This is a genomic window from Oceanimonas pelagia (genome assembly GCF_030849025.1).
Lineage (GTDB): Bacteria > Pseudomonadota > Gammaproteobacteria > Enterobacterales > Aeromonadaceae > Oceanimonas > Oceanimonas pelagia.
In genome coordinates this window covers 357,183-370,947 of record NZ_CP118224.1, presented here as the reverse complement: position 1 = coordinate 370,947, position 13,765 = coordinate 357,183, and the positions used below count along the sequence as shown (strand labels likewise).

Here is a 13,765-nt window from a genome sequence, read left to right as displayed (position 1 = left end):
ACCTCATTCACACAGTTCAATCGCCAGCGCCGTAGCCTCGCCACCGCCAATGCACAGGGCCGCCACACCGCGCCTGAGCCCGCGCCGGCGCAGGGCGTGCAGCAGGGTCACCACAATGCGTGCGCCGCTGGCACCGATGGGATGCCCGAGGGCACAGGCGCCGCCGTTCACGTTCACCCTGTCTGCGTCGAGCCCCAGCTCACGAATGGCCAGCAGAGTCACCACCGCAAAGGCCTCGTTGATTTCAAACAGATCCACGTCATCCACGCGCCATTCCCGTTGCGCCAGCAGCTTTCGAATGGCACCGATGGGCGCCAGGGTAAATTCGGCAGGCGCCTGAGCGTGAGTGGCGTGGCCCAGAACGCGCGCCAGGGGTTTGAGGCCCAGCGCTTTTGCCTTGCTTTCAGTGGTCAGCACCAGGGCGGCGGCACCGTCGGAAATGGAGCTGGAGTTGGCGGCGGTCACGGTACCGTCTTTGGCAAAAGCAGGTTTGAGGATGGGTATTTTTTTCAGATTCGCCTTGCCCGGTTGTTCGTCGGTGTCGACCCTGGTGTCGCCTCCACGACCGGACAGGGTGACCGGGGCGATTTCCTCGCGAAAGTCCCCTTCATCAATGGCCCGCCGGGCCCGGCGCAGCGAGGTAATGGCAAAGTCATCCATTTGCTGGCGGGTAACACCAAAAACATCGGCGGTGCGCTGGGCAAAGCACCCCATCAGGCCGCCTTCATAGGCGTCTTCCAGGCCGTCGCAGAACATGTGATCCAGCAACTGGCCGTGACCCAGCCGCAATCCGGCTCTGGCCCTGGGCACCAGATAGGGGGCCAGACTCATGCTCTCCATGCCGCCGGCCACCATGACCGAAGCGGAGCCCGCCATTAACTGGTCATAAGCCAGCATCAGCGCCTTCATGCCCGAGCCGCACATCTTGTTCACCGTGGTGCAGGGCACCGACACCGGCAGTCCGGCTGCCAGCGCCGCCTGCCGGGCCGGGGCCTGGCCCTGGCCGGCGGGCAGCACACAGCCCATCACCACCTCGTCCACTTGCCCGGCAGCCACGCCGCTTCGCGCCAGTGCGGCGCCAATGGCGACGGCGCCCAGCCGGTGGGCGGGCTCGTTGCCCAGCGCGCCCGTCAGCCCCCCCATGGGAGTACGGGCGGCGGCAACAATCACAATCTGATTTGCTGTGCTCATGCTGGCCTCGTTGCTGAAAATGCCTTTGTCGGTTAAAGCTTAGCCGGCTCCCGCTGACTATAGTTAATGCATTCAAACGAACCCGGTTTACCGGCTTCACAGGAGATCACATGGCCCCATATCCCACCCTCAATCTTGATCTCGGTGACATGCATACCCTGCTGCGCGAACAGGTGGCCGCCTTTGCAAACAAGGAAATCGCCCCCCTGGCCGAGGCCATCGACCGGGACAACCGCTTTCCCGTCGAGCTCTGGCCAACGCTGGGGAGCATGGGGCTGTTTGGCATTACCGTGTCAGAGGAAATGGGCGGCGTGAACATGGGCTATCTGGCTCATGTACTGGCCATGGAGGAGATCAGCCGGGCCTCGGCTTCGGTGGGGCTGTCTTACGGGGCTCATTCCAATCTGTGTGTAAATCAAATTCATCGCCATGGCAGTGAGGAGCAGCAACGCAAGTATCTGCCCGCCCTGCTCAGTGGCGAACATATCGGTGCGCTGGCCATGTCCGAGCCCGGGGCCGGCTCCGATGTGGTGGCCATGAAACTCAGCGCAAAAAAAGACGGTGATCACTTTGTGCTGAACGGCAACAAGATGTGGATCACCAACGGCCCCGATGCGCATGTGTTTGTGGTGTATGCCAAGACCAATCCCCAGGCCGGTGCCAGGGGCATCAGCGCCTTTATTGTGGAAGCCGGCACCCCCGGTTTTTCCACGGCACAGAAGCTCGACAAGCTCGGTATGCGCGGCTCCAACACCTGCGAGCTGGTGTTTCAGGACTGCCGGGTGCCCGCCGCCAATCTGCTGGGACCACTGAATGAGGGCGTAAAGGTGCTGATGAGCGGTCTGGATACCGAGCGGCTGGTGCTGGCCGGCGGGCCGCTCGGCATTATGGCGGCGGCCATGGATCTGGTGGTGCCCTATGTACGGGAGCGCAGGCAGTTTGGCCGAGCCATTGGCGAATTTCAGCTGGTACAGGGCAAGCTGGCCGACATGTACACGCGCATGAACGCCGCCCGCTGCTATACCTACATGACCGCCATGGCCGCCGACAGGGGCAGGCTCAGCCGCCAGGACGCCGCCGGGGTTATTCTGCTCGCCGCCGAAACCGCCACCCAGGTCGCCCTCGACGCCATTCAGCTGCTCGGCGGCAACGGCTATATCAACGAATATCCCGCCGGCCGCCTGCTGCGGGACGCCAAGCTCTACGAGATAGGGGCCGGCACCTCGGAGATCCGGCGCATGCTGATCGGCCGGGAACTGGTGCGTGAACCTTAAGGAGCCGTTATGACCCAGTTTGTCAGCCAGGTACAGCCGCCCTCAGCAGAGTTTATCGCCAACCACACCGCCATGGCCGCCGAGGTGGCGGCGTTGCGGGAGCAGGTGGCCGCCATCGCCGAAGGCGGCGGTACTGACAGCCGGAAGCGTCATCAGGCCAGAGGCAAGCTGCTGGCCCGGGAGCGCATTGCCGTCCTGCTGGATGAGGGCGCGCCCTTTCTTGAACTGTCGCAACTGGCGGCGCTCAACGTCTACGACGAGCCGGTGCCGGCGGCGGGCATCATCACCGGCATTGGCCGGGTGCAGGGGGTGGAGTGCATGATTGTGGCCAACGACGCCACGGTCAAGGGCGGCACCTATTACCCGCTCACGGTAAAAAAACACCTGCGGGCACAGGCCATAGCCGAGCGCTGCCGCCTGCCCTGCCTGTATCTGGTGGACTCCGGCGGCGCGCACCTGCCCAGCCAGGATGAAGTCTTCCCGGACCGGGAGCACTTTGGCCGCATCTTCTTTAATCAGGCACGCATGTCCGCCGCCGGCATTCCTCAGCTGGCGGTGGTCATGGGCCTGTGTACCGCCGGCGGCGCCTATGTGCCGGCCATGGCGGACGAGTCCATTATGGTGCGCAACCAGGCCACCATTTTTCTCGGTGGCCCGCCCTTGGTCAAGGCCGCCACCGGCGAGGTGGTCAGCGCCGAGGAGCTGGGCGGGGCCGGCGTGCATACGCAGCAGTCCGGGGTGGCGGATCACGCCGCCGACGACGACCGCCAGGCGCTGGCCCTGGCCCGCCGGCTGGTGGCCAACCTCAACCATTCAGCTGTGCCGGCCCCGCCCCGCGAACCTCGCCCGCCCCGTTATTCCATTGATGAGCTCTACGGCATTGTCGGCACCAGCCTGCGCAAACCCTTTGAGGTGCGGGAAGTGATCGCCCGGCTGGTGGATGATTCGGTGCTGGACGAGTTCAAACGCGATTATGGCTCCACCCTGGTCACCGGCTTTGCCCACCTGCACGGCTACCCGGTGGGCATTATCGCCAACAACGGCATTCTGTTCAGCGAGTCGGCCCAGAAGGGTGCGCACTTTATCGAGCTGTGCTGCCAGCGACATATTCCGCTGCTGTTTCTGCAGAACATCACCGGCTTTATGGTAGGCAAAAAGTACGAGGCCGAAGGCATTGCCAAGCACGGTGCCAAACTGGTGACGGCGGTGGCCTGCGCCAGCGTACCCAAACTCACGCTGATCATCGGCGGCAGCTTTGGTGCCGGCAACTACGGCATGTGCGGCCGGGCCTATGACCCGGACTTTTTGTGGTGCTGGCCCAATGCCCGCATTTCGGTAATGGGCGGCGAGCAGGCCGCCGGGGTGCTCGCTACGGTGCGCCGGGATGCACTGGCAAAAACCGGCAAGGACTGGTCCGCCGAGGACGAGGCCGCCTTCAAGGCCCCCATTATCGCGCGTTACGAACAGCAGGGCCATCCCTGGTATGCCAGCGCCCGGCTGTGGGACGACGGCGTGATCGATCCCAAAGACAGCCGCACCGTGCTGGCCATGAGCCTGGCGCTGGCAAGCAAGCGCCCACCAACACCCACCCGCTTTGGCGTGTTTCGTATGTAAGGGCACCTGCAAGGACGCCTGTAAGGAGATGCCATGTCCGAACCTGTATTGCTGCACCCCGCCGACAAGGGAGTATGGGAGCTGGTGCTGAACAACCCCGAGCGCCGCAATGTGCTGAACGAAGCCACCCTAGAGGCCTTTCATGCCCGCCTGAGCGAAGCCGAAGCCGAGACAAGCTTGCGCCTGCTGGTGCTGAAGGCCGAGGGCAGGCACTTTTGCGCCGGCGCGGATCTGGGCTGGATGCAGCGGGCTTCTACCTTGAGCCCGGCACAAAACCGCGCCGATGCCGCCCGGCTGGCCGAGCTGCTGTGGCGGCTGGACCGCTTTGCTCAACCCACTCTGGCGCTGGTGCAGGGGGCAGCCTACGGCGGCGCCCTGGGGCTGGTGTGCGCCTGCGATATAGCGGTTGCCGCCAGTGACGCCCGCTTTTGCCTGAGTGAAACCCGGCTCGGGCTGATTCCCGCCACCATCTCCCCCTATGTGTTGCGGGTGCTGGGGGCCCGTCAGGCCCGGCGCTATATGCTGAGTGCGGAAGTGATCGACGCTCACCGTGCCGGGGAGCTGGGGCTGGTGCATGAAGTGGCACACTCTTCCCTTGAACAAACCGCCGCTCCCATTATTGAGGCACTACTGCGGGGCGGGCCAAATGCGCAGGTCGCGGCCAAGGCATTAATTCGGGACTATGCCGGCCAACCGGTCAACAAGGCACTGGTGGCCGACAGCGCTCAGCGCCTGGCCGCCCTGCGCGTCACCGATGAAGCCCGGGAAGGGCTGGCCGCCTTTATGAAAAAGCGAACACCGGACTGGGAGGACAAGGATGTTCACTAAACTGCTGGTGGCCAACCGGGGCGAAATTGCCTGCCGGGTGCTGCGCACCGCGCGCCGGCTGGGACTGCACACCATTGCCGTGTATTCCGATGCCGACCGCCACGCCCTGCATGTGGAGCTGGCCGACGAGGCCTGGCGTCTGGGCCCGGCGCCGGCGGCGGAAAGTTATCTTAATCAGGCGGCACTGCTGGAGATTGCCGGCGCCTGCGGGGCCGATGCCGTGCACCCGGGTTACGGCTTTCTCTCGGAAAACGCCGGTTTTGCGCAGGCCTGTGCCGACACCGGCCTGGTGTTTGTGGGGCCGCCCCCTGCCGCCATTGCCGCCATGGGCGACAAGGCCGCCGCCAAGGCGCTGATGGCGTCTGCCGGTGTGCCCCTGGTGCCCGGCTATCACGGTGAGGAGCAGAGCAACGAACGGCTGCAAGCCGAGGCCGGTGCCTGCGGCTATCCGCTGCTGCTGAAGGCCGTGGCCGGCGGCGGCGGCAAGGGCATGCGCATTGTGTACACCCCTGCCGAGTTTAATGAGGCTTTGGCCGCCGCCCGCCGTGAGGCCAGGGCCGCTTTTGGCAACGACGCCATGCTGCTGGAGCGCTACCTGCCCGACGCCCGCCATGTGGAGGTACAGGTATTCTGCGATGCTCATGGCAACGGCGTTTACCTTTCCGAGCGGGACTGCTCGGTGCAGCGCCGCCATCAGAAAATTCTGGAAGAAGCCCCCGCTCCCGGCCTGAGCCAGTCCACCCGCTCCGCCATGGGCGAAGCGGCGGTGCGTGCCGCCCAGGCCATCGACTATCGCGGCGCCGGCACCGTGGAGTTTCTCTATACCGACGACGGCCAGTTTTATTTTATGGAGATGAACACCCGGCTGCAGGTGGAGCACCCGGTCACCGAGTTTATTACCGGGCTGGATCTGGTGGAATGGCAGTTGCGGGTGGCGGCGGGCGAGCCCCTGCCGCTGACCCAGGATCAGATCACCCTGAGTGGCCATGCGGTGGAAGCCCGTATCTACGCCGAGGACGCCGGGCACGGCTTTCTGCCCGCCGCCGGCACCCTGCATGTGCTGCGCGAGCCGGCCACCTCGAGCAAAGTGCGCCTCGATACCGGGGTGCGTGAAGGCGATGAGGTGGGCATTTATTACGATCCGCTGATCGCCAAGTTGATCGTGCACGATCAAACCCGAGATGCCGCCCTGGCCGGACTGGCCCGGGCACTGGCGCAGTACCGCATCGGCGGGGTGAAAACCAATATCGGCTTTTTGCATCGCCTGTGCCGTCACCCCGCCTTTATGGCCGCCGAGCTGCATACCCGCTTTATCGAGCAACACGAGCACAGCCTGTTTTCAACGCCTGGCCTGGCCACCGGCGAGCTGCTGGCACTGGCCGCCCTGGCTTGCGCTCTGCGCCTGCCACAAAGTGGCGCCTCTCCCTTTGACGCCGCCACCGGCTGGCGGCTGAACCAGCCGGCGGAATACCCGTTGCGTCTGGACTATGCCGGTAACCTGCATGATGTCACCCTGACCACCGCCGAGGCCGGCTGGCGTGCACGAGTGAATGAGCAAGAGTTTGATCTGCAAGGCGAGCTGGCCGGTGAACAGCTGCGGGTAATGCTGAATGATCGCCGGATCAGCCTGCATGTGGCCGGTGACAACGACAATCTCTGGCTGTTCCATCAAGGCCAGCGCTTTGATCTGCGCAGGGTAACTGACGAGGCCGGCACCGCCCGGCACAACACAGGAGGCAGCCTCACCGCCCCCATGCCCGGCCTGGTGGGCGAGCTGAAAGTAGCCGAAGGCGACGAAGTCACCGAGGGCCAGACCCTGCTGGTGCTGGAAGCCATGAAAATGGAGCATCCCGTTCGCGCCCCCATGGACGGCACAGTGACAGAAATCCACTTTCGCGCCGGAGAGCAGGTGAGTGAAGGAGACGAGCTGCTACGGCTGGAGGCCGATGATGGATAGCGTCAGACTGGTGGAAATGGGCCCCCGGGACGGCCTGCAGAACGAGCCGGCACGCGTGCCTACCAATATCAAAATCGGGCTGGTGGAGCGACTGGCGGACTGCGGCCTGACGCATATCGAGGCCGCCAGCTTTGTCTCTCCCAGATGGGTGCCGCAAATGGCCGATGGTGGTGAGGTATTAACCGGCATTCACCGTAAAGATGGCGTGGTGTATTCGGCCCTGACCCCCAACCTGCAGGGCCTGAAAGTGGCCCTGGCCGCCGGTGCCGATGAGGTGGCGGTGTTTACCGCCGCCTCGGAAAGCTTCTGCCAAAGGAACATCAACTGCTCGGTGGCACAAAGCCTTGAGCGCTTCACCCCGGTGCTGCAGCTGGCCCGCGAACGCGGCCTGCGGGTACGGGGCTATGTTTCCACCGTGCTGGGCTGCCCCTATGAAGGGGACATCGCTCCCGCCGCAGTGGCCCGGGTCGCCGGCGCGCTGTACCGCCTGGGCTGCGATGAAATCTCTTTGGGCGATACCATTGGCACGGGCACGCCGAAAAAGGCCATCGCCATGTTGTCTGCGGTACGCCAGGAAGTCCCCCTGGCGCGGCTGGCGGCCCATTTTCACGATACCTACGGCCAGGCCCTGGCCAACCTTTATGCGGTGCTGGAGCAGGGCCTGCGTATTATCGACAGCTCGGTGGCGGGACTGGGCGGCTGCCCCTATGCCAAAGGCGCCACCGGCAACGTGGCAACCGAAGACGTGGTCTACCTGCTGCACGGCCTGGGCCTGAATACCGGCGTTAACCTCGACCAACTGGTGCACACCGGCCGCTGGATAAGCCTGCAGCTGGGCCGGGAAAACGGCTCAAAAACCGGGCTCGCCTGGGATAACCACAGCCGTAAGCCGTAAGCTGTAAGTGGTGTAGCCTGGTTGCTACTGAGCCATGCTTGTATGAAAAGCGGGAGGTTGTCACTGCGTAGTTGAGGTGAGCGAAACGAATCCCAACGAAAGTACGGCCACAGCAACACCGGAATTCGCTATGCTCATTCCAGCCTACTTCCTTCACGGCACGCTCGGCGCTGATTAAAAGCAAGCAGGCAACGCCGATGTTACCCGAAGCAACAGTGGGGATTGCCGGAGCCGACCATGAAATGCCATGAATGGCATTTTCGAGCGTTACATGGATGTACTTGTAGCGTGTCGGCGGAGCGCAACCGCACTGATGCTTCGCAAGGCGCTCATTCCAGCCGACCCCCCTCCAGTCCCCATTCCCTGCTCCCCATTCCCAAAACAAGAAAAGGGAGCCGAAGCTCCCTTTTTAGTGTTTGATTCGACAACCTTACTGGTTAACGAACTCCACACCTTTCTGAATGTCGCCACGCAGGGTTTCCAGCATGCCGTCCATTGCGGCCTGCTCGAAGGCGCTGACTTCACCGTAGGGCAGCACCTTTTCCACGCCGTTTTTGCCGAGCAGTACCGGCTGGGCGAAGAAGGTGGCGTGCTCGCTGCCGCCATCCACATAAGTGCATTCCACCACGTTGGCTTCACCCTGCATGGCTTTCACCAGAGACAGGGCGAAACGGCAGGCGGCCTGACCCATGGACAGGGTGGCGGAGCCGCCGCCGGCCTTGGCTTCCACTACTTCGGTGCCGGCATTCTGAATGCGGTAGGTCAGCTTCTCGATTTCCTCGTCGGAGAAGGAAGCGCCTTCCACCTGGGACAGCAGCGGCAGAATGGTCACGCCGCTGTGGCCACCGATGACCGGCACCTTGACGTCGGCCACGTTCAGACCCTTGGCTTCGGCCACGAAGGTCTCGGCGCGGATCACGTCCAGGGTGGTGATGCCGAACAGCTTGTTCTTGTCGTACACACCGGCCTTTTTCAGCACTTCGGCGGCGATCGGCACAGTGGTGTTCACCGGGTTGGTGATAATGCCGATGCAGGCCTTGGGGCAGGCGACGGCGGCTTTTTCGATCAGGTTTTTCACGATGCCGGCGTTCACGTTGAACAGGTCGGCACGATCCATGCCCGGCTTGCGGGCCACACCGGCGGAGATCAGCACGATGTCGGCGCCGGTCAGGGCCGGAGTCGGATCTTCACCACCAAAACCCACCACGTTCACGGCGGTCGGGATGTGGCTCAGATCGGCGGCAACACCGGGAGTCACGGGAGCGATATCGTACAGGCTCAGTTCAGAGCCGGCAGGCAGGTTGTTCTTCAACAGCAGGGCGAGAGCCTGACCGATACCACCGGCAGCTCCGAGTACGGCAACTTTCATAGCTGAACTCCGTTTATTATTGAATAGTTATACGTTTCCTGGGCCTATGCAAAATAGCGAAACCGCCGTGCAAACACAATGCCCAGACCCATCAAATGTTATGGTTATGTGAGCCAAAGCAGCTCGTCACCCCTGCTGCTGAAACGCCAGCGCACGCCGCTCCAGCAACCGGAACAGCCAGGTCAGCAGGCTGTTCATCAGCAGGTAAATGGCCCCGGCCACGCCGAACACCGTCAGGGTGTCGTAGGTCTGGCCGTTAATGCGCTGGGCCAGGCCCATGATGTCCATAATGGAAATGGTGCTGGCCAGCGAGCTGCCCTTGAGCACCAGTACCACTTCGTTGGAATAGGCCGGGATCACCCGGCGCATGGCGTGACGCAGCTTCACGCTCAGGGTCTGCCACTCGCTCATGCCCAGCGCCCGGCAGGCCAGGGTCTCGCCTTTGGGCACCGCATCCAGGGCGCCCTTGAACAGCCGGCAGGTGTAGGCACCGGCGTTCATGCCCAGGGCCAGAATGGCACAGAACAGGGGTTCCCGCAGATACTGCCAGGCCCAGCTTTGCTTGATCCAGTCAAACTGGGCCGGCCCGTAGTAGATCAGAAAGATCTGCACCAGCAGCGGGGTGCCGGTGATCAGTAACAAATAACCTTCCGCCAGCCAGTGCAGCACCGGCACCCGCTTGTCCAGAATCCAGGTCAGCACCAGGGCAATCAACAGCCCCAGCAGCAGGCCGGATCCGGTGATCAGCAAGGTCACCTGCAGGCCGTCCAGCAGGGTGTAGGCGTACTCAATCCATTTAGTCATAACGGGTCACCCTCGCCTGCAACCGTTTCAGGCCCTGCTGGCTGACCAGGGTAATGGCCAGATAGATCAATGCCGCCAGCGCATACCAGGTAAAGGGCTGATAGGTACTGGCCGCCGCCGACTTGGCCTGGTGCATCAGATCGTGTACGCCGATCAGCGACACCAGCGCCGTGTCCTTCAGCAGCACCAGCCACTGGTTGCTCAGGCCCGGCAGGGCATGGCGCCAGGTTTGCGGCAGCACGATATGAACAAAGGTGTGCAGGGGCGGCAACCCCAGTGCCTGCGCCGCCTGACGCTGGCCGCGCGACACCGCATTGAGCGCGCCGCGCAGGGTCTGGGCCGCATAGGCGGCAAACAGCAGCGACAGCGCGGTCACGCCACACCAGAACGGGCTGAATTCAATGTATTCACCGGTGAGCAGAAACAGCAGGTGGGTAGAGCCGAAGTAAATAAAAAACACCACCAGAATTTCCGGCAGACCGCGCAGCACGGTAGTGAGCGCGGACGCCGGCAGCCGCAACAGCCGCCAGCGGCTCATTTCGGCACCGCACAACAACACGGCCAGCACCATGCCCACCGCCAGCGACACCAATGCCAGCCCGAGGGTCATCAGGCCGGCATTCAACAGATGGGTCATCATCTTATTTGGGGAAGTACTTGCCGTAGAGGCTGTCGTAGGTACCGTTGGCCTTGAGTTCGGCCAGGCCCTGGTTCAGCTTGTCGAGCAGTGCCTGATTGCCCTTGGTCACGGCAATACCGAAGCCGGTGCCGAAATAGTTGTCATCGGTGATCGCCTCACCCACAACTTCAAACCCTTCGGACTTGGCCAGCCAGTCGCCCACCACGGCGGTGTCGGCAAACACGGCTTCAATGCGGCCGTTGCTCAGATCCAGCAGGGCATCCTGTACGCTCGGGTAGGCGCGGGATTCCAGGCCTTCGGCTTCCAGCTTGTCCTGAATGTATTTCTGGTGAGAAGTGCCGTTCTGCACACCCACGGTTTTGTCCTTAAGGGCCTCAATGGCGCTGAACTGACCAGCGGGGGCCACAAACACCGCGGAGTTCTCATAGTAGATGTCGCTGAAGTCCACCTGCTCGGACCGCTCGGGGGTGATGTCCATGGCGGCGATGGCGGCGTGATAGCGTTTGAACTTGAGGCTGGGGATCAGGCTGTCAAAGGCCTGGTTGTGAAAACTGCACTCCAGCTCCGCCACCTCGCACAGGGCCTTGGCCAGGTCGATGTCGAATCCCTGCATCTCGTTGTTGTCATCAACGAATTCAAAGGGAGGATAGGCGGCGTTGGTGACGAACTTCACTTCATCGGCCTGGGCGGCGGTGCTGCCGGCGGCGGCCAGCAGGGCCAGAGACAACAGGGTCTTTTTCATGGGTATGTCCTTATCAATGAGTCAGAAATTCCGCCAGACGTTTTGTCTGGGGGTGGTCAAGCAGGTCGGCGTCGCCGTATTCCACCAGCTTGCCCTGCTCCAGATAGGCCACCTTGGTGGCTACCCGGCGGGCAAAGCTCACTTCGTGGGTCACAATCACCTGAGTAATGCCGGTTTTGCCCAGCTGGGCAATGATTTCCGCCACTTCCTTGGTGATCTCGGGATCCAGGGCCGCCGTGGGTTCATCAAACAACAGCACCTCGGGGTTCATCATCAGCGCCCGGGCAATGGCCACCCGCTGCTGCTGGCCGCCGGACAAGGCACCGGGCCAGGCATGGCGCTTGTCGGCCAGCTTCAGCTGGGTCAGCAACTGCATCGCCCTCTGTTGGGCCTCGGCCTTGTTCATGCCCAGCACCTTGAGGGGCGCCTCCAGCAGGTTCTGCTCCACCGTCAGGTGCGGCCACAAATGGTATTGCTGAAATACCATGCCTACCTTACGGCGCAACGCCTGCGCCCGCTTCGGCAGCCGGCCGTTGTTGTCTGCGGGAAAGCTGAACTGCTCACCGGCCATGGCCAGGGTGCCGGAGTCCGGAATATCCAACAGGTTCATAAGCCTGAGCAAAGAACTTTTACCTGCACCACTGGGACCAAGCAGCACCAATGTCTCTCCGGCGTCGCATTGCAGCGAAACCTGGCTTAAAATTTCCTGACCGGCCCAGGACTTGCTTATGCCGCTGAATTCTATGCCCATGCGCTATGTTCACTTCATCTGTCAGAGTCTTTGGCTGATTTTATTTTGCAATATTGTTAATGCAAGCTAATTTTGCATCTTTATGCAAGATAAATGACTATTCCTTGATAAAACCCCATAACGGATAGACAATATGCCTCATTCACTCACGCTTGGTCGACTGCAAAACATGAACGAAAAACAGGAACAGCTGGTCAAGGCGTTCAAGGCGCTGCTGAAGGAAGAGCGCTTCGGCTCTCAGGCAGAAATCGTCAATGCCCTGCAGGAACTGGGGTTCGAGAACATCAACCAGTCCAAGGTCTCGCGCATGCTGAGCAAGTTCGGCGCCGTGCGCACCCGCAACGCCAAGATGGAAATGGTGTACTGCCTGCCGGTGGAGCTGGGCGTGCCCACCAGCAGCAGCCAGCTCAAGAATCTGGTGCTGGACGTGGGTCACAACAGCGCGCTGATCGTGATCCACACCAGCCCGGGTGCCGCCCAGCTGATCGCCCGCATGCTCGACTCGCTCGGCCGGGCCGAGGGCATTCTCGGCACCATTGCCGGCGACGACACCATTTTTATTACCCCCACCAAGGAAACCCCCATCGAAGAGCTGTACCAGAGCGTGCTGGAGCTGTTCGAGCAATATGTCTAAACGCACACTGTGAGGGGTGAAGAGTAAGGGGGGAGGCCTTTTTCAGGCAACCGGTGCAGCTCCCCTCACCCCTCCCTCCTCACGCTTCTGGCCGCATCAGGCCTCGCCCTGCGACAACAGCCAACCTTCAGACGGAGCAAAAAACGCCGCGCCGGTTTCCGGGCGGGTATACAGGGTCAGGTGATCGAAATGCCCGGCGCCGTCGCCCTGATACATGCTTTCCAGCATACGGGTGAAATGCCGCGGCGTATGGCAGCAGGAGATAAACATCAGGCCCTGCTCGGTGGCACTGCCCCAGGGCATGCTCTGACGCAGTATTTCCAGGCTGTTGCCGGCGGCGTCCTTCAGGCTGGTACGCTTGGTGTGGGCGGTGAGCGGCTTGTCGGCGGAGGCGTATTCAATGTTGTCGGCCTTGGTGCGGCCGTATACATTTTCCTGCTCCTTCACCGTCAGTTGCTGCCAGCGGGCCATGCGGTGATGATAACGCTGCACATGCACATAGCTGCCGCCGGCAAAGGGGCCTTCGGCCACCAGCGCCACCTCGGCCCGGTGCGCGCCTTCGGGGTTTTCGGTGCCATCCACAAAGCCGGTCATGTCGCGGCAGTCCAGATAACGAAAGCCCTGGCGCTCATCCTGCAGCGTCACCAGCCCGGCCAGCAGCGCCATCACCTTCTGCACGGCGATATAGGCCACGTCGAGGCGATCGGCACGCAGCTGAAAGAACAGATCAAACGGCGTGGCCGGCGCCGCGCGCTCCCCTGCCCCCTGGGCCGGAAAGGCGCTCAGCTCACTCGGACGGGCCTGGGGGTAGAGTTCGTCCCAGCAGTCGTGGCCGATGGCCACCAGACCGGAAAAGGCGGCATCCGGGTAATCAGCGGCAAGCTGGCGCCACAGCGCCGGCACGGCCCCGAGCTTGTGGCGCACCTCGGTGTGGCGACCGGGCAGCATGTTGAAAAACAGGTAATGGGCGTGAAGGTTGGGTTCGGCGCAAATGCCGGCTTGTGCAGTCATGCAATGCTCTTCCGTTGCTTCGAAAGAGTCCAGTATAAGACGGCGGTTCAGGCGC

13 protein-coding genes are annotated in these 13,765 nt (G+C 62.5%); 6 read left to right on the top strand and 7 right to left on the bottom strand.

What is annotated here, in order from left to right; genetic code table 11:
- Nucleotides 1-3: 3 nt before the first annotated feature.
- A complete protein-coding gene (locus PU634_RS01725; RefSeq protein WP_306762360.1) occupies nucleotides 4-1,191 on the bottom strand; it encodes an acetyl-CoA C-acyltransferase in 1,188 nt (395 codons plus the stop codon).
- A 110-nt stretch (nucleotides 1,192-1,301) separates the two neighbouring features.
- On the opposite strand from PU634_RS01725, the gene PU634_RS01720 reads away from it, so the two are divergent.
- The 5 genes from PU634_RS01720 to PU634_RS01700 are packed head-to-tail and all read left to right on the top strand — an operon-like array spanning nucleotide 1,302 to nucleotide 7,759.
- Nucleotides 1,302-2,465 (top strand): isovaleryl-CoA dehydrogenase, encoded by a 1,164-nt coding sequence (locus PU634_RS01720; RefSeq protein WP_306762359.1) that lies wholly within the window; start codon nucleotides 1,302-1,304, stop codon nucleotides 2,463-2,465.
- Between the two features lie 9 nt (nucleotides 2,466-2,474).
- Nucleotides 2,475-4,079, top strand: coding sequence for a carboxyl transferase domain-containing protein (locus PU634_RS01715; protein ID WP_306762358.1), 1,605 nt, complete (start codon nucleotides 2,475-2,477; stop codon nucleotides 4,077-4,079).
- 33 nt (nucleotides 4,080-4,112) lie between these two features.
- Nucleotides 4,113-4,907: an enoyl-CoA hydratase-related protein gene (locus tag PU634_RS01710; RefSeq protein WP_306762357.1), complete on the top strand. Its 795-nt coding sequence runs from the start codon at nucleotides 4,113-4,115 to the stop codon at nucleotides 4,905-4,907.
- Nucleotides 4,897-6,864, top strand: coding sequence for an acetyl/propionyl/methylcrotonyl-CoA carboxylase subunit alpha (locus PU634_RS01705; RefSeq protein ID WP_306762356.1), 1,968 nt, complete (start codon nucleotides 4,897-4,899; stop codon nucleotides 6,862-6,864). Before PU634_RS01710 ends, PU634_RS01705 begins: the two co-directional genes overlap by 11 nt.
- Nucleotides 6,857-7,759 carry a hydroxymethylglutaryl-CoA lyase gene (locus PU634_RS01700; protein WP_306762355.1) on the top strand — a complete coding sequence of 301 codons (903 nt, stop codon included), beginning with the start codon at nucleotides 6,857-6,859 and terminating at the stop codon, nucleotides 7,757-7,759. Before PU634_RS01705 ends, PU634_RS01700 begins: the two co-directional genes overlap by 8 nt.
- A gap of 430 nt (nucleotides 7,760-8,189) precedes the next feature.
- On the opposite strand, the gene mdh is transcribed toward PU634_RS01700, so the two are convergent.
- The 5 genes from mdh to PU634_RS01675 all read right to left on the bottom strand — a co-directional run bounded on the left by mdh (nucleotide 8,190) and on the right by PU634_RS01675 (nucleotide 12,065).
- Nucleotides 8,190-9,128, bottom strand: coding sequence for a malate dehydrogenase (mdh, locus tag PU634_RS01695; RefSeq protein ID WP_306762354.1), 939 nt, complete (start codon nucleotides 9,126-9,128; stop codon nucleotides 8,190-8,192).
- 126 nt (nucleotides 9,129-9,254) lie between these two features.
- The gene (gene artM, locus PU634_RS01690) at nucleotides 9,255-9,932 is read right to left on the bottom strand and encodes an arginine ABC transporter permease ArtM (protein ID WP_306762353.1); all 678 of its coding nucleotides are present in this window, start codon (nucleotides 9,930-9,932) and stop codon (nucleotides 9,255-9,257) included.
- A complete protein-coding gene (artQ, locus tag PU634_RS01685) occupies nucleotides 9,925-10,572 on the bottom strand; it encodes an arginine ABC transporter permease ArtQ (protein WP_306762352.1) in 648 nt (215 codons plus the stop codon). Before artQ ends, artM begins: the two co-directional genes overlap by 8 nt.
- Before the next feature lies 1 nt (nucleotide 10,573).
- A complete protein-coding gene (locus tag PU634_RS01680) occupies nucleotides 10,574-11,314 on the bottom strand; it encodes a transporter substrate-binding domain-containing protein (RefSeq protein WP_306762351.1) in 741 nt (246 codons plus the stop codon).
- A gap of 13 nt (nucleotides 11,315-11,327) precedes the next feature.
- The gene (locus PU634_RS01675; protein WP_306762350.1) at nucleotides 11,328-12,065 is read right to left on the bottom strand and encodes an ATP-binding cassette domain-containing protein; all 738 of its coding nucleotides are present in this window, start codon (nucleotides 12,063-12,065) and stop codon (nucleotides 11,328-11,330) included.
- Nucleotides 12,066-12,234: 169 nt separating this feature from the next.
- Here PU634_RS01675 and argR point away from each other — a divergent pair, with 169 nt between their 5' ends.
- Nucleotides 12,235-12,699, top strand: coding sequence for a transcriptional regulator ArgR (argR, locus tag PU634_RS01670; protein WP_094200596.1), 465 nt, complete (start codon nucleotides 12,235-12,237; stop codon nucleotides 12,697-12,699).
- Between the two features lie 96 nt (nucleotides 12,700-12,795).
- Here the strand turns inward: argR and PU634_RS01665 are convergent, their stop codons facing one another.
- Nucleotides 12,796-13,710: a Dyp-type peroxidase gene (locus tag PU634_RS01665; RefSeq protein WP_306762349.1), complete on the bottom strand. Its 915-nt coding sequence runs from the start codon at nucleotides 13,708-13,710 to the stop codon at nucleotides 12,796-12,798.
- Between the last annotated feature and the right edge of the window lie 55 nt (nucleotides 13,711-13,765).